Origin of the sequence: Escherichia whittamii (genome assembly GCF_014836715.1) — a bacterium.
GTDB classification, from domain to species: Bacteria; Pseudomonadota; Gammaproteobacteria; order Enterobacterales; family Enterobacteriaceae; genus Escherichia; species Escherichia whittamii.
Genome location: NZ_JACSQI010000006.1, coordinates 219457 through 240478, shown reverse-complemented (window position 1 = coordinate 240478; position 21022 = coordinate 219457). Strand labels below are relative to the sequence as shown.

At 50.1% G+C, this 21022-nt stretch carries 20 protein-coding genes; all 20 read left to right on the top strand.

Annotated features, from left to right (window positions below):
• Positions 1–241 precede the first annotated feature (241 nt).
• The 20 genes from atpI (at position 242) to phoU (ending at position 20988) form a co-directional block, all read left to right on the top strand.
• The gene (gene atpI, locus H9644_RS12110; protein ID WP_064525906.1) at positions 242–622 is read left to right on the top strand and encodes a F0F1 ATP synthase subunit I; all 381 of its coding nucleotides are present in this window, start codon (positions 242–244) and stop codon (positions 620–622) included.
• An 8-nt stretch (positions 623–630) separates the two neighbouring features.
• Positions 631–1446 (top strand): F0F1 ATP synthase subunit A, encoded by an 816-nt coding sequence (atpB, locus tag H9644_RS12105; protein ID WP_064525908.1) that lies wholly within the window; start codon positions 631–633, stop codon positions 1444–1446.
• 46 nt (positions 1447–1492) lie between these two features.
• The gene (atpE, locus tag H9644_RS12100) at positions 1493–1732 is read left to right on the top strand and encodes a F0F1 ATP synthase subunit C (protein ID WP_000429386.1); all 240 of its coding nucleotides are present in this window, start codon (positions 1493–1495) and stop codon (positions 1730–1732) included.
• Positions 1733–1793: 61 nt separating this feature from the next.
• On the top strand, positions 1794–2264 hold the full coding sequence (gene atpF, locus H9644_RS12095) for a F0F1 ATP synthase subunit B (protein ID WP_001052219.1): 471 nt from the start codon (positions 1794–1796) through the stop codon (positions 2262–2264).
• A gap of 14 nt (positions 2265–2278) precedes the next feature.
• Entirely contained in the window at positions 2279–2812 is a 534-nt protein-coding gene (gene atpH, locus H9644_RS12090; protein ID WP_001288583.1) for a F0F1 ATP synthase subunit delta, read from the top strand.
• Positions 2813–2824: 12 nt separating this feature from the next.
• On the top strand, positions 2825–4366 hold the full coding sequence (gene atpA / locus H9644_RS12085; protein ID WP_001176745.1) for a F0F1 ATP synthase subunit alpha: 1542 nt from the start codon (positions 2825–2827) through the stop codon (positions 4364–4366).
• Positions 4367–4416: 50 nt separating this feature from the next.
• Positions 4417–5280, top strand: a complete 864-nt coding sequence (gene atpG / locus H9644_RS12080) for a F0F1 ATP synthase subunit gamma (RefSeq protein ID WP_000896498.1) — start codon at positions 4417–4419, stop codon at positions 5278–5280.
• 26 nt (positions 5281–5306) lie between these two features.
• Entirely contained in the window at positions 5307–6689 is a 1383-nt protein-coding gene (atpD, locus tag H9644_RS12075) for a F0F1 ATP synthase subunit beta (RefSeq protein WP_000190506.1), read from the top strand.
• A gap of 20 nt (positions 6690–6709) precedes the next feature.
• A complete protein-coding gene (locus tag H9644_RS12070; protein ID WP_191774698.1) occupies positions 6710–7129 on the top strand; it encodes a F0F1 ATP synthase subunit epsilon in 420 nt (139 codons plus the stop codon).
• Positions 7130–7514: 385 nt separating this feature from the next.
• Positions 7515–8885, top strand: a complete 1371-nt coding sequence (gene glmU, locus H9644_RS12065) for a bifunctional UDP-N-acetylglucosamine diphosphorylase/glucosamine-1-phosphate N-acetyltransferase GlmU (protein ID WP_064525914.1) — start codon at positions 7515–7517, stop codon at positions 8883–8885.
• 162 nt (positions 8886–9047) lie between these two features.
• Entirely contained in the window at positions 9048–10877 is a 1830-nt protein-coding gene (gene glmS / locus H9644_RS12060) for a glutamine--fructose-6-phosphate transaminase (isomerizing) (protein WP_064525915.1), read from the top strand.
• A gap of 308 nt (positions 10878–11185) precedes the next feature.
• On the top strand, positions 11186–11758 hold the full coding sequence (gene lpfA-O113 / locus H9644_RS12055) for a long polar fimbria major subunit LpfA-O113 (RefSeq protein ID WP_064525917.1): 573 nt from the start codon (positions 11186–11188) through the stop codon (positions 11756–11758).
• Between the two features lie 46 nt (positions 11759–11804).
• Entirely contained in the window at positions 11805–12536 is a 732-nt protein-coding gene (gene lpfB-O113 / locus H9644_RS12050; RefSeq protein ID WP_191774696.1) for a long polar fimbrial chaperone LpfB-O113, read from the top strand.
• 24 nt (positions 12537–12560) lie between these two features.
• Positions 12561–15083 (top strand): long polar fimbrial usher protein LpfC-O113, encoded by a 2523-nt coding sequence (lpfC-O113, locus tag H9644_RS12045; RefSeq protein ID WP_191774694.1) that lies wholly within the window; start codon positions 12561–12563, stop codon positions 15081–15083.
• A gap of 10 nt (positions 15084–15093) precedes the next feature.
• Positions 15094–16161 (top strand): fimbrial protein, encoded by a 1068-nt coding sequence (locus H9644_RS12040; RefSeq protein WP_064525923.1) that lies wholly within the window; start codon positions 15094–15096, stop codon positions 16159–16161.
• Between the two features lie 247 nt (positions 16162–16408).
• Positions 16409–17449 (top strand): phosphate ABC transporter substrate-binding protein PstS, encoded by a 1041-nt coding sequence (gene pstS / locus H9644_RS12035; RefSeq protein ID WP_191774692.1) that lies wholly within the window; start codon positions 16409–16411, stop codon positions 17447–17449.
• Positions 17450–17534: 85 nt separating this feature from the next.
• Positions 17535–18494: a phosphate ABC transporter permease PstC gene (pstC, locus tag H9644_RS12030; protein WP_000741620.1), complete on the top strand. Its 960-nt coding sequence runs from the start codon at positions 17535–17537 to the stop codon at positions 18492–18494.
• A complete protein-coding gene (gene pstA, locus H9644_RS12025) occupies positions 18494–19384 on the top strand; it encodes a phosphate ABC transporter permease PstA (protein WP_001251991.1) in 891 nt (296 codons plus the stop codon). Before pstC ends, pstA begins: the two co-directional genes overlap by 1 nt.
• Before the next feature lie 90 nt (positions 19385–19474).
• On the top strand, positions 19475–20248 hold the full coding sequence (pstB, locus tag H9644_RS12020) for a phosphate ABC transporter ATP-binding protein PstB (protein ID WP_000063126.1): 774 nt from the start codon (positions 19475–19477) through the stop codon (positions 20246–20248).
• Between the two features lie 14 nt (positions 20249–20262).
• Positions 20263–20988, top strand: a complete 726-nt coding sequence (gene phoU / locus H9644_RS12015) for a phosphate signaling complex protein PhoU (protein WP_064525926.1) — start codon at positions 20263–20265, stop codon at positions 20986–20988.
• The last annotated feature ends 34 nt before the right edge of the window (positions 20989–21022 follow it).

The following is a 21022-nucleotide window of genomic DNA, read 5'->3' as shown; positions in this document are numbered from 1 at the left end:
TACCACTAGTGTTTACGCGTTATTTACAGTTTTTCATGATCCACCACGGTTAGCAGAAAAGTCGCAATTGTATGCACTGGAAAAATATTTAAACATTTATTCACCTTTTGGCTACTTATTGTTTGAAATCACGGGGGCGCACCGTATAATTTGACCGCTTTTTGATGCTTGACTCTAAGCCTTAAAGAAAGTTTTATACGACACGCGGCATACCTCGAAGGGAGCAGGAGTGAAAAACGTGATGTCTGTGTCGCTCTTGAGTCGAAACGTTGCTCGGAAGCTTCTGCTCGTTCAGTTACTGGCGGCGATAGCAAGTGGATTGCTGTTCAGCCTCAAAGACCCCTTTTGGGGCATCTCTGCGTTAAGTGGAGGCCTGGCAGTCTTTCTGCCTAACGTTTTTTTTATGATATTTGCCTGGCGTCACCAGGCGCATACACCAGCGAAAGGCCGGGTGGCCTGGACGTTCGCTTTCGGCGAAGCTTTCAAAGTTCTGGCGATGTTGGTGTTACTGGTGGTGGCGTTGGCGGTTTTAAAGGCGGTATTCTTGCCGCTGATCGTTACGTGGGTTTTGGTGCTGGTGGTTCAGATACTGGCGCCGGCTGTAATTAACAACAAAGGGTAAAAGGCATCATGGCTTCAGAAAATATGACGCCGCAGGATTACATAGGACACCACCTGAATAACCTTCAGCTGGACCTGCGTACATTCTCGCTGGTGGATCCGCATAACCCCCCAGCCACCTTCTGGACAATTAATATTGACTCCATGTTCTTCTCGGTGGTGCTGGGTCTGTTGTTCCTGGTTTTATTCCGTAGCGTAGCCAAAAAGGCAACCAGCGGCGTGCCAGGTAAGTTTCAGACCGCGATTGAGCTGATAATCGGCTTTGTTAATGGTAGCGTGAAAGACATGTACCATGGCAAAAGCAAGCTGATTGCTCCGCTAGCCCTGACGATTTTCGTCTGGGTGTTCCTGATGAACCTGATGGATTTACTGCCTATCGATCTGCTGCCGTACATTGCTGAACATGTACTGGGTCTGCCGGCACTGCGTGTGGTTCCGTCTGCGGACGTGAACGTAACGCTGTCTATGGCACTGGGCGTATTTATCCTGATTCTGTTCTACAGCATCAAAATGAAAGGCATCGGCGGCTTCACGAAAGAGTTGACGCTGCAGCCGTTCAATCACTGGGCGTTCATCCCTGTCAACTTAATCCTTGAAGGGGTAAGCCTGCTGTCCAAACCAGTTTCACTCGGTTTGCGACTGTTCGGTAACATGTACGCTGGTGAGCTGATTTTCATTCTGATTGCTGGTCTGTTGCCGTGGTGGTCACAGTGGATCCTGAATGTGCCGTGGGCCATTTTCCACATCCTGATCATTACGCTGCAAGCCTTCATCTTCATGGTTCTGACGATCGTCTATCTGTCGATGGCGTCTGAAGAACATTAATTTACCAACACTACTACGTTTTAACTGAAACAAACTGGAGACTGTCATGGAAAACCTGAATATGGATCTGCTGTACATGGCTGCCGCTGTGATGATGGGTCTGGCGGCAATCGGTGCTGCGATCGGTATCGGCATCCTCGGGGGTAAATTCCTGGAAGGCGCAGCGCGTCAACCTGATCTGATTCCTCTGCTGCGTACTCAGTTCTTTATCGTTATGGGTCTGGTGGATGCTATCCCGATGATCGCTGTAGGTCTGGGTCTGTACGTGATGTTCGCTGTCGCGTAGTAAGCGTTGCTTTTATTTAAAGAGCAATATCAGAACGTTAACTAAATAGAGGCATTGTGCTGTGAATCTTAACGCAACAATCCTCGGCCAGGCCATCGCGTTTGTCCTGTTCGTTCTGTTCTGCATGAAGTACGTATGGCCGCCATTAATGGCAGCCATCGAAAAACGTCAAAAAGAAATTGCTGACGGCCTTGCTTCCGCAGAACGAGCACATAAGGACCTTGACCTTGCAAAGGCCAGCGCGACCGACCAGCTGAAAAAAGCGAAAGCGGAAGCCCAGGTAATCATCGAGCAGGCGAACAAACGCCGCTCGCAGATTCTGGATGAAGCTAAAGCTGAGGCAGAACAGGAACGTACTAAAATCGTGGCCCAGGCTCAGGCGGAAATTGAAGCCGAGCGTAAACGTGCCCGTGAAGAGCTGCGTAAGCAAGTTGCTATCCTGGCTGTTGCTGGCGCCGAGAAGATCATCGAACGTTCCGTGGATGAAGCTGCTAACAGCGACATCGTGGATAAACTTGTCGCTGAACTGTAAGGAGGGAGGGGCTGATGTCTGAATTTATTACGGTAGCTCGCCCCTACGCCAAAGCAGCTTTTGACTTTGCCGTCGAACACCAAAGTGTAGAACGCTGGCAGGACATGCTGGCGTTTGCCGCCGAGGTAACCAAAAACGAACAGATGGCAGAGCTTCTCTCTGGCGCACTGGCGCCAGAAACGCTCGCCGAGTCGTTTATCGCAGTTTGTGGTGAGCAACTGGACGAAAACGGTCAGAACCTGATTCGGGTTATGGCTGAAAATGGTCGTCTTAAAGCGCTCCCGGATGTTCTGGAGCAGTTTATTCATCTGCGTGCCGTGAGTGAGGCTACCGCTGAGGTAGACGTCATTTCCGCTGCTGCATTGAGTGAACAACAGCTCGCGAAAATTTCTGCTGCGATGGAAAAACGTCTGTCACGCAAAGTTAAGCTGAATTGCAAAATCGATAAGTCTGTAATGGCAGGCGTTATCATCCGAGCGGGTGATATGGTCATTGATGGCAGCGTACGCGGTCGTCTTGAGCGCCTTGCAGACGTCTTGCAGTCTTAAGGGGACTGGAGCATGCAACTGAATTCCACCGAAATCAGCGAACTGATCAAGCAGCGCATTGCTCAGTTCAATGTTGTGAGTGAAGCTCACAACGAAGGTACTATTGTTTCTGTAAGTGACGGTGTTATCCGCATCCACGGCCTGGCCGATTGTATGCAGGGTGAAATGATCTCCCTGCCGGGTAACCGTTACGCTATCGCACTGAACCTCGAGCGCGACTCTGTAGGTGCGGTAGTTATGGGTCCGTACGCTGACCTTGCCGAAGGCATGAAAGTTAAGTGTACTGGTCGTATCCTGGAAGTTCCGGTTGGCCGTGGCCTGCTGGGCCGTGTGGTTAACACTCTGGGTGCGCCAATCGACGGTAAAGGTCCGCTGGATCACGACGGCTTCTCTGCTGTAGAAGCAATCGCTCCGGGCGTTATCGAACGTCAGTCCGTAGATCAGCCGGTACAGACCGGTTATAAAGCCGTTGACTCCATGATCCCAATCGGTCGTGGTCAACGTGAATTGATCATCGGTGACCGTCAGACCGGTAAAACCGCACTGGCTATCGATGCCATCATCAACCAGCGCGATTCCGGTATCAAATGTATCTATGTCGCTATCGGCCAGAAAGCGTCCACCATTTCTAACGTGGTACGTAAACTGGAAGAGCACGGCGCACTGGCTAACACCATCGTTGTGGTAGCAACCGCGTCTGAATCCGCTGCACTGCAATATCTGGCACCATATGCTGGTTGCGCAATGGGCGAATACTTCCGTGACCGCGGCGAAGATGCGCTGATTATTTATGATGACCTGTCTAAACAGGCTGTTGCTTACCGTCAGATCTCCCTGCTGCTCCGTCGTCCGCCTGGACGTGAAGCATTCCCGGGCGACGTATTCTACCTCCACTCTCGTCTGCTGGAGCGTGCTGCGCGTGTTAACGCCGAATACGTTGAAGCCTTCACCAAAGGTGAAGTGAAAGGGAAAACCGGTTCTCTGACCGCGCTGCCGATTATCGAAACTCAGGCAGGTGACGTTTCTGCGTTCGTTCCGACCAACGTAATCTCCATTACCGATGGTCAGATCTTCCTGGAAACCAACCTGTTCAACGCCGGTATTCGTCCTGCGGTTAACCCGGGTATCTCCGTATCCCGTGTTGGTGGTGCAGCACAGACCAAGATCATGAAAAAACTGTCCGGTGGTATCCGTACCGCTCTGGCACAGTATCGTGAACTGGCAGCGTTCTCTCAGTTTGCATCCGACCTTGACGATGCAACGCGTAAGCAGCTTGACCACGGTCAGAAAGTGACCGAACTGCTGAAACAGAAACAGTATGCGCCGATGTCCGTTGCGCAGCAGTCTCTGGTTCTGTTCGCAGCAGAACGTGGTTACCTGGCGGATGTTGAACTGTCGAAAATCGGCAGCTTCGAAGCCGCTCTGCTGGCTTACGTCGACCGTGATCACGCTCCGTTGATGCAAGAGATCAACCAGACCGGTGGCTACAACGACGAAATCGAAGGCAAGCTGAAAGGCATCCTCGATTCCTTCAAAGCAACCCAATCCTGGTAACGTCTGGCGGCTTGCCTTAGGGCAGGCCGCAAGGCATTGAGGAGAAGCTCATGGCCGGCGCAAAAGAGATACGTAGTAAGATCGCAAGCGTCCAGAACACGCAAAAGATCACTAAAGCGATGGAGATGGTCGCCGCTTCCAAAATGCGTAAATCGCAGGATCGCATGGCGGCCAGCCGTCCTTATGCAGAAACCATGCGCAAAGTGATTGGTCACCTTGCACACGGTAATCTGGAATATAAGCACCCATACCTGGAAGACCGCGACGTTAAACGCGTGGGCTACCTGGTGGTGTCGACCGACCGTGGTTTGTGCGGTGGTTTGAACATTAACTTGTTCAAAAAACTGCTGGCGGAAATGAAGACCTGGACCGACAAAGGCGTTCAATGCGACCTCGCAATGATCGGCTCGAAAGGCGTGTCGTTCTTCAACTCCGTGGGCGGCAATGTTGTTGCCCAGGTCACCGGCATGGGGGATAACCCTTCCCTGTCCGAACTGATCGGTCCGGTAAAAGTGATGTTGCAGGCCTACGACGAAGGCCGTCTGGACAAGCTTTACATTGTCAGCAACAAATTTATTAACACCATGTCTCAGGTTCCGACCATCAGCCAGCTGCTGCCGTTACCGGCGTCAGATGATGATGATCTGAAACATAAATCCTGGGATTACCTGTACGAACCCGATCCGAAGGCGTTGCTGGATACCCTGCTGCGTCGTTATGTCGAATCTCAGGTTTATCAGGGCGTGGTTGAAAACCTGGCCAGCGAGCAGGCCGCCCGTATGGTGGCGATGAAAGCTGCGACCGACAATGGCGGCAGCCTGATTAAAGAGCTGCAGTTGGTATACAACAAAGCTCGTCAGGCCAGCATTACTCAGGAACTCACCGAGATCGTCTCGGGGGCCGCCGCGGTTTAAACAGGTTATTTCGTAGAGGATTTAAGATGGCTACTGGAAAGATTGTCCAGGTAATCGGCGCCGTAGTTGACGTCGAATTCCCTCAGGATGCCGTACCGCGCGTGTACGATGCTCTTGAGGTGCAAAATGGTAATGAGCGTCTGGTGCTGGAAGTTCAGCAGCAGCTCGGCGGCGGTATCGTGCGTACCATCGCAATGGGTTCCTCCGACGGTCTGCGTCGCGGTCTGGATGTAAAAGACCTCGAACACCCGATCGAAGTCCCGGTAGGTAAAGCGACTCTGGGCCGTATCATGAACGTACTGGGCGAACCGGTCGACATGAAAGGCGAGATCGGTGAAGAAGAGCGTTGGGCGATTCACCGCGCAGCACCTTCCTACGAAGAGCTGTCAAACTCTCAGGAACTGCTGGAAACCGGTATCAAAGTTATCGACCTGATGTGTCCGTTCGCTAAGGGCGGTAAAGTTGGTCTGTTCGGTGGTGCGGGCGTAGGTAAAACCGTAAACATGATGGAGCTTATTCGTAACATCGCGATCGAGCACTCCGGTTACTCTGTGTTTGCGGGCGTAGGTGAACGTACTCGTGAGGGTAACGACTTCTACCACGAAATGACCGACTCCAACGTTATCGACAAAGTATCCCTGGTATATGGCCAGATGAACGAGCCGCCGGGAAACCGTCTGCGCGTTGCTCTGACCGGCCTGACCATGGCTGAGAAATTCCGTGACGAAGGTCGTGACGTACTGCTGTTCGTTGACAACATCTATCGTTATACCCTGGCCGGTACGGAAGTATCCGCACTGCTGGGCCGTATGCCTTCAGCGGTAGGTTACCAGCCGACCCTGGCGGAAGAGATGGGCGTTCTGCAGGAACGTATCACTTCCACCAAAACAGGTTCTATCACCTCCGTACAGGCAGTATACGTACCTGCGGATGACTTGACTGACCCGTCTCCGGCAACCACCTTTGCGCACCTTGACGCAACCGTGGTACTGAGCCGTCAGATCGCGTCTCTGGGTATCTACCCGGCCGTTGACCCGCTGGACTCCACCAGCCGTCAGCTGGACCCGCTGGTGGTTGGTCAGGAACACTACGACACCGCGCGTGGCGTACAGTCCATCCTGCAACGTTATCAGGAACTGAAAGACATCATCGCCATCCTGGGTATGGATGAACTGTCTGAAGAAGACAAACTGGTGGTAGCGCGCGCTCGTAAGATCCAGCGCTTCCTGTCCCAGCCGTTCTTCGTGGCAGAAGTATTCACCGGTTCTCCGGGTAAATACGTCTCCCTGAAAGACACCATCCGTGGCTTTAAAGGCATCATGGAAGGCGAATACGATCACCTGCCGGAGCAGGCGTTCTACATGGTCGGTTCCATCGAAGAAGCTGTGGAAAAAGCCAAAAAACTTTAACGCCTTAATCGGAGGGTGATATGGCAATGACTTACCACCTGGACGTCGTCAGCGCAGAGCAACAAATGTTCTCTGGTCTGGTCGAGAAAATCCAGGTAACGGGTAGCGAAGGTGAACTGGGAATTTACCCGGGCCACGCGCCGCTGCTCACCGCCATTAAGCCTGGTATGATTCGCATCGTGAAACAGCACGGCCACGAAGAGTTTATCTATCTGTCTGGCGGCATTCTTGAAGTGCAGCCTGGCAACGTGACCGTTCTGGCCGACACCGCAATTCGCGGCCAGGATCTCGACGAAGCGCGAGCCATGGAAGCGAAACGTAAGGCTGAAGAGCACATTCATAGCTCTCACGGCGACGTAGATTACGCTCAGGCGTCTGCGGAACTGGCCAAAGCGATCGCGCAGCTGCGCGTTATCGAGTTGACCAAAAAAGCGATGTAACACCGGCTTGAAAAGCACAAAAGCCAGTCTGGAAACAGGCTGGCTTTTTTTTGCGCGCCGCAGCGAGATTTGTTCTGCTATATCCTGCGCATTTTTATATCCCGCATTAAACTCGTTTTTATAACTCCTCGAAATCCTTTGCTGGTTTCCCTGTTTATTCATTGATCGAAATAAGAGCAAAAACATCAGCCTGACGCTTAAATGAAGGTGGTGTCTTACTTTTATGAAGACAAAAGGCGTGACGATGGTCGAAAATGGCTCTTTCGCCAGTGGGGATAATCCGTTATTGAGCAATTTATCCCCTGTCCATTTCACGATGAAAAAAATGTAGTTTTTTCAATGTGAAGCGGTTTAAATTCGTTCTCAAATTACAGTCAGGACGCGTATGTTGAATAATGCTATGAGCGTAGTGATCCTTGCAGCAGGCAAAGGCACTCGCATGTATTCCGATCTTCCTAAAGTGCTGCACACCCTTGCCGGGAAAGCGATGGTTCAGCATGTCATTGATGCTGCGAATGAATTAGGCGCTGCGCACGTTCACCTGGTTTACGGCCACGGCGGCGATCTGCTTAAACAGGCGCTGAAAGATGACAACCTGAATTGGGTGCTTCAGGCAGAGCAACTGGGTACTGGCCATGCAATGCAGCAAGCCGCACCTTTTTTCGCCGATGACGAAGACATTTTAATGCTCTACGGCGACGTGCCGCTGATCTCTGTTGAAACACTCCAACGCCTGCGTGATGCTAAACCACAGGGCGGCATTGGCTTGCTGACAGTGAAACTGGATGACCCGACCGGTTATGGTCGTATTACCCGCGAAAACGGCAAAGTTACTGGTATTGTTGAGCATAAAGATGCCACCGACGAACAGCGTCAAATCCAGGAAATCAACACCGGCATTCTGATCGCCAACGGCGCAGATATGAAACGTTGGCTGGCGAAGCTGACCAACAATAACGCTCAGGGCGAATACTACATCACCGACATTATTGCGTTGGCGTATCAGGAAGGACGTGAAATCGTTGCCGTTCATCCGCAACGTTTAAGCGAAGTTGAAGGCGTGAATAACCGCCTGCAACTCTCTCGTCTGGAGCGCGTTTACCAGTCCGAACAGGCTGAAAAACTGCTGCTGGCGGGCGTTATGTTGCGCGATCCGGCGCGTTTTGATCTGCGCGGTACGCTTAACCACGGGCGTGATGTTGAAATTGATACTAACGTTATCATCGAGGGCAACGTTACTCTCGGTAATCGCGTGAAAATCGGCACCGGTTGCGTGATTAAAAACAGCGTGATTGGCGATGATTGCGAAATTAGTCCGTATACCGTAGTGGAAGATGCTAATCTGGCAGCGGCCTGTACCATCGGCCCGTTTGCTCGTCTGCGCCCCGGTGCTGAGTTGCTGGAAGGCGCACATGTCGGTAACTTCGTTGAGATGAAAAAAGCGCGTCTGGGTAAAGGCTCGAAAGCTGGCCATCTGACTTACCTGGGCGATGCGGAAATCGGCGATAACGTTAACATCGGTGCGGGAACCATTACCTGCAACTATGACGGTGCGAATAAATTTAAAACCATTATTGGTGACGATGTTTTTGTTGGCTCTGACACTCAGCTGGTCGCCCCGGTAACGGTAGGCAAAGGCGCGACCATTGCTGCGGGTACAACTGTGACGCGTAATGTCGGCGAAAACGCATTAGCCATCAGTCGAGTGCCGCAGGCACAAAAAGAAGGCTGGCGTCGTCCGGTAAAGAAAAAATAATTCTGGCTGGGTAAATCCGGCCTCCTGGGATGAGGAGATAACATAATCTCCCTCCCACAAGCAGTAACTATAAAAATAACCCCACTCTCTACAAGGCTCGGGGCGCCCGAAAAAACGGGCATACAGGTTGACCGACAACGATATAAACCGGAATCAAAAACTATGTGTGGAATTGTTGGCGCGATCGCGCAACGTGATGTAGCAGAAATCCTTCTTGAAGGTTTACGTCGTCTGGAATACCGCGGTTATGACTCTGCTGGTCTGGCGGTTGTTGACGCAGAAGGTCATATGACCCGTCTGCGTCGTCTCGGTAAAGTACAGATGCTGGCTCAGGCTGTGGAAGAACATCCTCTGCATGGCGGTACGGGTATTGCTCATACTCGCTGGGCGACGCACGGCGAACCTTCAGAAGTGAATGCGCATCCGCATGTTTCTGAACACATTGTGGTGGTGCATAACGGCATCATCGAAAACCATGAACCGCTGCGCGAAGAGTTAAAAGCGCGTGGCTATACCTTCGTTTCTGAAACCGACACCGAAGTTATTGCTCACCTGGTGAACTGGGAACTGAAACAGGGCGGCACCCTGCGTGAAGCCGTGCTGCGCGCTATTCCGCAGCTGCGTGGCGCGTATGGCACAGTAATTATGGATACCCGTCACCCGGATACCCTGCTGGCGGCACGTTCTGGTAGTCCACTGGTGATTGGCCTCGGTATGGGCGAAAACTTTATCGCTTCTGACCAGCTGGCGCTGCTGCCGGTGACCCGTCGCTTTATCTTCCTCGAAGAGGGCGATATTGCTGAAGTGACTCGCCGTTCGGTAACCATCTTCGATAAATCTGGCGCGGAAGTGAAACGTCAGGATATCGAATCCAATCTGCAGTATGACGCGGGCGATAAAGGTATTTACCGTCACTACATGCAGAAAGAGATCTACGAACAGCCTAACGCGATCAAAAATACTCTTACCGGACGTATCAGCCACGGCCAGGTAGATTTAAGCGAGCTGGGACCGAACGCCGACGAACTGCTGTCTAAGGTTGAGCATATTCAGATCCTCGCCTGCGGTACTTCTTACAACTCCGGTATGGTTTCCCGTTACTGGTTTGAATCACTGGCAGGTATTCCGTGCGACGTTGAAATCGCCTCTGAATTCCGCTATCGCAAATCTGCTGTACGCCGCAATAGCCTGATGATCACCCTGTCGCAGTCTGGCGAAACCGCGGATACCCTGGCTGGTCTGCGTCTGTCGAAAGAGCTGGGATATCTCGGCTCGCTGGCAATCTGTAACGTTCCGGGTTCTTCTCTGGTGCGTGAATCCGATCTGGCGCTGATGACCAACGCAGGTACTGAAATTGGCGTGGCGTCTACCAAAGCCTTCACCACTCAGTTAACTGTGCTGTTGATGCTGGTGGCGAAACTGTCTCGCCTGAAAGGTCTGGATGCCTCCATTGAGCATGACATCGTCCATGGTCTGCAGACGCTGCCGAACCGTATTGAGCAGATGCTGTCTCAGGACAAACGTATTGAAGCTCTGGCAGAAGATTTCTCTGACAAACATCACGCGCTGTTCCTGGGTCGTGGCGATCAGTATCCAATCGCGCTGGAAGGCGCATTGAAGCTGAAAGAGATCTCTTACATTCACGCTGAAGCCTACGCTGCGGGCGAGCTGAAACACGGCCCGCTGGCGCTGATTGATGCGAATATGCCGGTTATCGTCGTTGCGCCGAACAACGAACTGCTGGAAAAACTAAAATCCAACATTGAAGAAGTTCGTGCGCGTGGCGGTCAACTGTACGTATTCGCCGATCAGGATGCTGGTTTTGTCGGTAGCGATAACATGCACATCATCGAGATGCCGCATGTGGAAGAGGTTATTGCACCGATCTTCTACACCGTTCCGCTGCAGTTACTGGCTTATCATGTCGCGCTGATCAAAGGCACCGACGTTGACCAGCCGCGTAACCTGGCGAAATCGGTTACGGTTGAGTAATAATATTCATTCGCTGAACGAAGGGCTGCCTTTTGGCGGCCCTTTTTATCAATAACGTCAATAATTGTTTTATCTATAAACTCAGGGATATGAATTTATTCTGATTTTTTATTAATGTCTGATTACACACTTGAAAAATTATCGATTTAATAATATTTAAATAATAAAAATATATTTAAATTTTAGTTTTTAATTTTATTTTTAGATAATTATATTTCGTTGATGTATTATATCCGCGAATCATAAGTACACTTATCAATATAAGTGATGATTCAGGATAAAGGATATATCATATCAATGGAGTTTCTATGAAGCGTAATATTATAGGCGGTGCATTCACTCTGGCATCTTTAATGCTAGCTGGACATGCACTGGCAGAAGATGGTGTTGTTCACTTCGTCGGTGAAATTGTCGACAGTACTTGTGAAGTTACCTCCGATACAGCGGATCAAACCGTTCCTCTTGGGAAAGTCAGTAAAAATGCATTTTCAGGCGTAGGCAGTATGGCATCGCCACAGCAGTTCAGTATTAAACTGGAAAAATGTCCGGCAACTTACACGCAGGCTGCGGTTCGTTTTGACGGTACTGAAGCGCCTGGCGGCGACGGTGACCTGAAAGTGGGTACCCCGATAACAGCTGCCGATCCGGGTGATTATACAGGCACAGGGGCAGCGATTGTGGCAACAGGTGTCGGTATCCGTATCTTTAACCAGACTGACAACTCTCAGGTCAAACTTTATAACGACTCAGCTTATACCTCTATCGCAGCTGACGGCACCGCAGAAATGAAGTTTATTGCACGCTATGTTGCAACAAATGCGGTCGTAACAGCGGGTACAGCGAACGCTGATTCACAATTTACTATCGAATATAAGAAATAATTTATCAGAGCCTTTTTATTCAGTTGGCTTTGGCCAGGGAGTTTTTATGTCCAGAAAAAGTTGTTTAATTAGGCTCTTTAAAACAACCATTTTGTACAAATTATTTATCGCGATTATGTTAAGCCTTTTTTTAGGCCAGTCAACATTAACCTATGCAGGCGTTGTCATTGGCGGTACACGGGTTGTTTACTTGAGTAATAATGCAGATAAATCCATTTCTGTATTCAGCAAGGAAGAGAAGATCCCTTATCTCATCCAGTCATGGGTAGACCCGTTTAATAAAGATGATAAAAGTAAAGCGCCCTTTACTGTTATACCTCCTGTATCCCGACTTGAACCCGGACAAGAAAAAGTATTACGTATTATTCACACCAAGGGAATGTCATTACCCGACGACCGTGAATCCGTCTTCTGGCTGAATATCAAAAATATTCCGCCTGCAGCAACCAATAAAGCGGCTAACTCTTTGGAAATTGCTGTTAAAACTCGTATCAAGCTGTTCTGGCGACCAGCAACTATTCGCCTTATTCCTGAAGATGCCGCGCCAAAGGTTAAGTGGCGTCGTGAAGGGAAAAATCTGATTGCTGAAAATCCAAACCCGATTCATATCAGTGTGATGGATGTCATTGTTGATGGCCATGATGTGCCTCTCAATATGATCCGTCCTTTCGAAACGCTCTCTTTACAGCTGCCTGCCAATTCTGCGGGTAACCAAATGACCTGGCGATTCATAAATGATTACGGTGCGATAAGCGAACCGATAAAAAACGCGCTGTAAGCATTGTATAAGGATAGGCATATTATGGTTACGACCAGAATAGCGGTTGGCCTGACGGCGGGGATGAGTCTGATATTCTCACCTGGTCTGATGGCTCAGGTCAGCGTATTTAATCCGGCGCTACTGGAAATAGACCATCAATCCGGGGTCGACATTCGTCAGTTTAACCGGGCAAATATGATGCCTCCCGGCGTTTATAGCGTTGATATTTTTATCAATGGGAAAATGTTTGAACGTCAGGATGTTACTTTTGTTCAGGATAATCCGGATTCTGATCTGCACGCCTGTTTTGTTGCCATTAAAAAAACACTGACTTCTTTTGGGGTAAAAGTTGACGCGCTGAAATCGCTCAATGGGGTGGATGAAACGGCCTGCCTGGATCCTGCGCCACGTATTGAAGGTTCATCCTGGCAACTGGACAGCGATAAACTTCAGCTGAATATCTCTATTCCCCAAATCTACATGGATGCGATGGCTTACGATTACATAAGCCCAACCCGTTGGGATGAGGGGATTAATGCGCTCACCATCAACTACGATTTTTCTGGTTCGCATACTCTCCGCTCGGATTATGGTTCACAAGAGACAAATACAAGCTATCTCAATCTGCGAAATGGGTTGAATATTGGACCGTGGCGATTACGCAATTACAGCACTTTAAACACCACCGATGGTCGTGCGGAATACAATTCCATCAGTACCTGGATACAGCGGGATATTGCGGCATTAAGAAGCCAGATTATGATCGGCGATACCTGGACGGCGAGCGATATTTTCGATAGTACGCAAATCCGCGGTGCTCGCTTGTATACCGATAACGATATGTTGCCTGCCAGCCAAAACGGATTTGCGCCCGTTGTGCGTGGTATTGCGAAGTCCAATGCTACCGTCATCATTCGTCAAAACGGCTATGTTATTTACCAATCTGCTGTTCCACAAGGTGCTTTTGAAATTACCGATCTGAATACCGCCAGCACAGGTGGTGATCTGGACGTAACCATCAAGGAGGAGGATGGTAGCGAGCAGAGATTTACCCAACCTTACGCCACTTTGGCAATCCTCAAACGTGAAGGTCAAACTGATGTAGATATCAGTGTGGGTGAATTACGCGATGAAGAAGGATTTACGCCGGACGTCCTTCAGGCGCAGATCCTTCATGGCCTACCGCACGGGTTTACATTGTATGGCGGCTTACAGGCTGCCGAAAATTATGGTTCAGCAGCTTTAGGGATGGGTAAAGATCTCGGTTCTCTGGGTGCTATTTCGTTCGATGTGACTCATGCTCGAGCGAAATTTAGTGATGATGATTCTGAAACCGGTCAGTCCTATCGCTTTCTTTATTCGAAACGTTTTGACGATACCGACACCAGCTTGCGCCTTGTTGGCTATCGTTATTCCACGGAAGGCTACTATACCCTCAACGAATGGGCATCACGACGCAATAGCCCTGATGATTTCTGGGAAACAGGTAACCGCCGCAGTCGCGTGGAAGGAACGCTAACACAGTCTCTGGGCAGAGATTATGGCAATTTATACCTGACATTAAGCCGCCAGCAGTACTGGCATACCGATGATGTCGAGCGATTAATGCAATTTGGTTACAGCAGTAGCTGGAAGCGTCTCTCTTGGAATGTCTCCTGGAGTTATTCCAATACTGCTCGTCAGGGGACGAGTAATAATCATGCCAGTGATAACACCAGCGAACAGATCTACATGCTCTCTTTATCTGTTCCTTTATCGGGCTGGTGGGGGAATAGCTATGCCACTTATTCCCTGTCGCAAAATGATAACTCCGGCAGTTCACATCAAGTCGGGCTAAGCGGAACGGCCCTGGAAAGAAATAATCTGTCCTGGAATTTAATGCAGTCTTATAACAGCCGTGATGATGAGGTTGGCGGTAATATGTCGCTGACCTATGACGGCACCTATGGCACGGTGAATGGCAGTTATAACTACAGCCAAAATTCTCAGCGACTCAATTACGGTATTAAGGGCGGCATTCTGGCACACAGCGAAGGGGTCACATTAAGCCAGGAGTTAGGTGAAACCATCGCGCTCGTTAAAGCCCCCGGTGCTGCAGGGCTGGAAATCGATAATATGCGAGGTGCCACAACTGACTGGCGTGGCTATACGGTCAAGACACAACTAAACCCATATGATGAAAACCGTGTGGCAATCAGTGATAACTATTTCTCGAAGTCAAATATCGAACTCGATAATACCGTCGTCACGATGATTCCTACGCGTGGCGCAGTGGTTAAAGCCGAGTTTGTTACGCATGTGGGTTACCGCGTTTTATTCAGAGTCATTAATGTAAAAGGTAAGCCAGTGCCATTTGGCGCGATTGCATCAGTACAAAATGCGTCCTCTGCAGATTCAGGGATTGTGGGAGAACATGGCGAGCTTTATCTCTCCGGTCTTCCTGAAAAGGGACTGGTGACATTATCCTGGGGCGAAAACGCGACCACAAAATGTACCTTCGATTACACCCTCTCATCACCTGCAAGTGAAAGTGGATTAATTGAGCAAGGTGTGACATGTCATTAAAAGGATTTTTATGAACAAGAATATTATACGATGGTGGCTGGCGGTTCTTATTATCTCTTTTAGTAGCACAATACTAGCTGCGCCTAAAGGTATTTGTACTTCAGATAATGGGGTTTTCCATAGTACGCTTAATTTTTCAGGCTATCTTATTACAGCGAACCAGAATAAGGTTGGATCGATATTTAATACCAGAGTGACCAATGGTGCCTCTTATCCTGGTCACTGCCATTGTGATACAGGGAACATAGGTCGATATCCCTATATTTACTATACGGCCAGAATAAATGATGCCTTAAGCTACGCTGGTGTTCATTCAAGTTTGAATTATTATAATCTTAATCCTAATCTCGATGTGGGCATTGCAATAGATATTCTCGGAGTTGGAATGGTTAATGCGCCTTTTGAATATCAGGCTAATCGGCCTTCTACCAGCTATGATTGCAGTCGTACTTCCCCTTTAAATGTTTCCAGTGGTGCTACAGCACAAATATATTTTTATATCAAAAAAACATTTGCAGGAAAAATAGTTATACCTGAAACACGAATTGTGTCCTTGTATGGTACTATAAGTCGTGATACACCTGTTGACTATTCTCAACCGATGGCCGATGTTTACATTCGTGGTGATATCACGGCGCCGCAAAGCTGTGAGATTAATAGTTTGCAGCCGATTTATTTTGATTTTGAAGACATACCAGCCGCAGATTTTTCATCTGTTGCCGGGAGTGCGGTAACAACGCATAAAATCACTAAAACCGTCACTATTGAGTGTGAAAACTTAGGATTACTGAATACAGACGATATCACCACATCATTTTATGCTACAGAATCCAGTACCGATAACTCAATGGTTGTAACGTCAAACCCCAACGTGGGGGTAAAAATCTACGATAAAAATAATAAGGAAATCAAAGTAAACGGAGGCGAATTGTCGACAGATATGGGCAAAACAACCGTCTATGGCGAGAAAGCTGGCAACGTCACTTTTTCTGCCGCACCTGCAAGCCTCACTGGAGCTCGCCCTGCGCCAGGAACATTTACCGCGACTGCAACCATAACAATTGAGATTGTTCGCTAACCGAACTGACAGCGGTGCTCCTCACACCGTTGTCATTTTACGCATTTTTGCTTGCATATTTTCATTCGACATGACAAAACGATGACATCGCTTTTCTTTTTCTTCTTCAAATAAATCAAATAGTTAAATAATAACTCTGATTTGTCATAAAACTGTCATATTCCTTACATATAACTGTCACCTGTTTGTCCTATTTTGCTTCTCGTAGCCAACAAACAATGCTTTATGAATCCTCCCAGGAGACATTATGAAAGTTATGCGTACCACCGTCGCAACTGTTGTCGCCGCGACCTTATCGATGAGCGCTTTCTCTGTATTTGCAGAAGCAAGCCTGACAGGCGCAGGTGCAACCTTCCCTGCGCCGGTGTATGCCAAATGGGCTGACACTTACCAGAAAGAAACCGGTAATAAAGTTAACTACCAGGGTATCGGTTCTTCCGGTGGCGTAAAACAGATTATCGCCAATACCGTTGATTTTGGTGCTTCTGACGCGCCGCTGTCTGATGAAAAACTGGCTCAGGAAGGTCTGTTCCAGTTCCCGACCGTAATTGGCGGCGTGGTGCTGGCGGTTAACTTGCCGGGGCTGAAATCAGGTGAACTGGTACTGGACGGTAAAACCCTCGGCGACATCTACCTGGGCAAAATTAAAAAGTGGGATGATGAAGCCATCGCCAAACTGAACCCGGGCCTGAAACTGCCTTCACAGAACATCGCCGTAGTGCGCCGCGCAGATGGCTCCGGGACTTCCTTCGTCTTCACCAGCTACCTGGCGAAAGTGAACGAAGAGTGGAAAAACAACGTTGGTACTGGCTCTACCGTAAAATGGCCGATCGGTCTGGGCGGTAAAGGTAACGACGGTATCGCCGCGTTCGTTCAGCGTCTACCGGGTGCAATTGGTTACGTTGAATATGCTTACGCGAAGCAGAACAACCTGGCGTACACCAAACTGATCTCCGCTGATGGCAAACCGGTTAGTCCGACCGAAGAAAACTTCGCCAATGCGGCAAAAGGCGCAGACTGGAGCAAAACATTCGCTCAGGATCTGACTAACCAAAAAGGCGAAGATGCGTGGCCTATCACCTCTACCACGTTCATTCTGGTCCACAAAGAACAGAAGAAGCCAGAGCAGGGCGCAGAAGTGCTGAAGTTCTTCGACTGGGCGTACAAAACCGGGGCTAAACAGGCGAATGACCTGGATTATGCCAGCCTGCCGGATAGCGTAGTTGAACAAGTTCGCGCTGCGTGGAAGACCAATATTAAAGACAGTAGCGGTAAGCCGCTGTACTAATAAAACTCCAGGCCGGATAAGGCGTTAACCCCTTATCCGGCATTACAAAATGACTTTGTAAACGCGTTTAACTGAAGAGTAACTTATGGCTGCAACCAAGCCTGCTTTTAACCCACCGGGTAAAAAGGGCGACATAATTTTCAGCGTGCTGGTAAAACTGGCGGCGCTGATTGTGCTATTGATGTTGGGTGGCATTATTGTCTCTCTGATCATCTCCTCCTGGCCGAGCATTCAGAAATTTGGTCTGGCTTTCCTGTGGACCAAAGAGTGGGATGCGCCGAACGATATCTACGGGGCACTGGTGCCAATCTACGGTACGCTGGTGACCTCGTTTATCGCGCTGCTGATTGCCGTTCCGGTGAGTTTCGGTATCGCCCTGTTCCTGACCGAGCTTGCTCCTGGTTGGCTGAAACGCCCGCTGGGTATCGCTATTGAGCTGCTGGCGGCTATTCCAAGTATCGTTTACGGCATGTGGGGCTTGTTTATCTTCGCACCGCTGTTTGCCGTCTATTTCCAGGAACCGGTCGGCAATATCATGTCGAATATCCCGATTGTTGGCGCGCTGTTCTCCGGCCCGGCATTTGGTATCGGTATCCTCGCGGCAGGCGTGATCCTCGCCATCATGATTATTCCGTACATTGCGGCGGTAATGCGCGATGTGTTCGAACAAACCCCGGTGATGATGAAAGAGTCGGCCTACGGTATCGGCTGCACCACCTGGGAAGTTATCTGGCGTATCGTTCTTCCGTTCACCAAAAATGGTGTTATTGGCGGCATTATGCTGGGGCTGGGGCGTGCGCTCGGTGAAACCATGGCGGTGACCTTTATCATTGGTAACACCTACCAGCTCGACAGCGCCTCGCTGTACATGCCGGGCAACAGTATCACCTCTGCGCTGGCCAATGAATTTGCTGAGGCGGAATCTGGTCTGCACGTTGCTGCACTGATGGAACTCGGCCTGATCCTGTTTGTGATTACCTTCATCGTCCTCGCCGCATCGAAGTTTATGATAATGCGCCTGGCTAAGAATGAGGGGGCACGCTAATGGCTATGGTTGAAATGCAAACCACTGCGGCGCTGGCAGAATCTCGCCGCAAAATGCAGGCGCGTCGTCGCCTCAAAAACCGTATTGCGCTGACGCTCTCGATGGCGACGATGGCCTTCGGCCTGTTCTGGCTGATCTGGATTTTAATGTCCACCATCACTCGCGGTATCGACGGTATGTCGCTGGCGCTGTTCACCGAAATGACGCCGCCGCCAAATACCGAAGGCGGTGGTCTGGCGAACGCCCTGGCGGGCAGCGGCCTGTTAATTTTGTGGGCTACGGTATTCGGTACGCCGCTGGGCATTATGGCGGGGATTTATCTGGCGGAATATGGCCGTAAATCCTGGTTGGCAGAAGTTATTCGCTTCATTAACGACATTCTGCTCTCCGCACCGTCGATTGTGGTTGGTCTGTTTGTTTACACCATCGTGGTGGCGCAGATGGAGCACTTCTCCGGTTGGGCTGGCGTGATTGCCCTGGCGCTGTTGCAGGTACCGATTGTTATCCGCACCACCGAGAACATGCTGAAACTGGTGCCGGACAGCTTGCGTGAAGCGGCTTATGCGCTGGGTACGCCGAAATGGAAGATGATCTCCGCGATTACGCTGAAAGCGTCGGTGTCCGGGATCATGACCGGTATCCTGCTGGCGATTGCCCGTATTGCCGGTGAAACCGCACCGCTGCTGTTTACCGCGCTCTCCAACCAGTTCTGGAGCACGGACATGATGCAGCCGATCGCCAACCTGCCGGTGACTATCTTTAAATTTGCGATGAGCCCGTTTGCAGAATGGCAGCAACTGGCCTGGGCCGGGGTGTTGATTATTACCCTGTGCGTCCTGCTGCTGAATATTCTGGCGCGCGTTGTTTTTGCGAAGAATAAACACGGTTAACACTTTGCCGGATGCGGCGTGAGCGCCTTATCCGGCCTACGGTAAGCCTGATTAGCGAAGTGCATCAGGCACGATGAGGAAAAGATTGCAATGAGTATGGTTGAAACTGCCCCGAGTAAAATTCAGGTTCGTAATTTGAACTTCTACTACGGCAAATTCCATGCCCTGAAAAACATCAACCTGGATATCGCCAAAAACCAGGTTACGGCGTTTATCGGGCCGTCCGGCTGCGGTAAATCGACGCTGCTGCGTACCTTCAACAAAATGTTTGAACTGTATCCGGAGCAGCGCGCGGAAGGTGAGATTCTGCTCGATGGCGACAACATCCTGACCAACACCCAGGATATCGCCCTGCTGCGTGCAAAAGTGGGCATGGTGTTCCAGAAGCCTACACCGTTCCCGATGTCCATTTACGACAACATCGCCTTTGGCGTCCGTCTGTTTGAGAAGCTCTCCCGTGCTGACATGGACGAGCGCGTACAGTGGGCATTGACCAAGGCCGCATTGTGGAACGAAACCAAAGATAAATTGCACCAGAGCGGTTACTCTCTCTCTGGTGGTCAGCAACAGCGTCTGTGCATCGCGCGTGGTATCGCCATTCGCCCGGAAGTGCTGCTGCTCGACGAACCGTGTTCGGCGCTCGACCCCATCTCCACTGGGCGTATTGAAGAGCTGATCACCGAACTGAAGCAGGATTACACCGTGGTGATCGTTACCCACAACATGCAGCAGGCTGCGCGTTGTTCCGACCACACGGCGTTTATGTATCTGGGCGAATTGATTGAGTTCAGCAACACGGACGATCTGTTCACCAAGCCAGCGAAGAAACAAACAGAAGACTACATCACCGGTCGTTACGGTTGATTCAGGAGTGCGTTATGGACAGTCTCAATCTTAATAAACATATTTCCGGCCAGTTCAATGCCGAACTGGAAAGCATCCGCACGCAGGTGATGACCATGGGCGGCATGGTGGAGCAGCAGCTAACTGATGCCATCACCGCCATGCACAACCAGGACAGCGATCTGGCGAAGCGCGTGATCGAAGGCGACAGAAACGTCAACATGATGGAAGTGGCGATCGATGAAGCCTGCGTGCGCATTATCGCTAAACGTCAGCCGACGGCGAGCGATCTGCGTCTGGTGATGGTTATCAGCAAAACCATCGCCGAACTGGAGCGTATTGGCGACGTTGCGGATAAAATCTGCCGCACTGCGCTTGAGAAATTCTCCCAGCAACATCAGCCGCTACTGGTAAGCCTGGAGTCGTTGGGCCGTCATACCATCCAGATGCTGCATGACGTGCTGGATGCGTTTGCGCGCATGGACATTGACGAAGCGGTGCGAATCTATCGTGAAGATAAAAAAGTCGATCAGGAGTACGAAGGTATCGTGCGCCAGTTGATGACATACATGATGGAAGATTCACGCACGATTCCGAGCGTTCTCACCGCGCTGTTCTGTGCGCGTTCAATCGAACGTATCGGTGACCGTTGCCAGAATATCTGCGAATACATCTTCTACTACGTGAAGGGGCAGGATTTCCGTCACGTTGGCGGTGATGAGCTGGATAAACTGCTGGCAGAAAAAGATCCGAAAGCGTAACGCTAACCGTTGGCCGGATAAGGCGTTTACGCCG